The sequence below is a fragment of the Caulobacter sp. 10L414 genome, assembly GCF_056395525.1.
Genome location: NZ_JBFTJR010000159.1, coordinates 1 through 377, shown reverse-complemented (window position 1 = coordinate 377; position 377 = coordinate 1). Strand labels below are relative to the sequence as shown.

The following is a 377-nucleotide window of genomic DNA, read 5'->3' as shown; positions in this document are numbered from 1 at the left end:
CTGAACGTGCTGGTCAAGCTGCGCTGGAATACGGCCTGAAAAACCTCGACGTTAACGTCAAAGGTCCAGGTCCAGGTCGTGAATCCGCAGTCCGCGCTTTGAACGGCTGTGGCTACAAGATCGCCAGCATCACCGACGTGACGCCAATCCCGCACAACGGGTGCCGTCCGCCGAAGAAGCGCCGCGTGTAATCCAGGAGATTGTAAAGAATGGCTCGTTACATTGGTCCAAAATGCAAACTCGCTCGTCGCGAAGGCACCGATCTCTTTCTGAAGAGCGGCGTGCGCGCGATCGAATCGAAGTGCAACATCGAAGCAGCACCTGGTATCCACGGCCAACGCCGCGGTCGCCAGTCCGACTACGGCACCCAACTGCGT

Annotated in this window: 2 protein-coding genes; both read left to right on the top strand. The window is 58.4% G+C overall.

Going from position 1 to position 377, the window contains the following annotated elements; all coding sequences use genetic code 11:
- Window positions 1-191 (top strand): 30S ribosomal protein S11 (gene rpsK, locus AC1DCG_RS25200; RefSeq protein ID WP_477041767.1); only part of this gene is annotated, 191 nt, incomplete at its 5' end.
- 18 nt (window positions 192-209) lie between these two features.
- A partial coding sequence (locus AC1DCG_RS25195; protein ID WP_477041768.1) for a hypothetical protein occupies window positions 210-377 on the top strand: 168 nt, incomplete at its 3' end.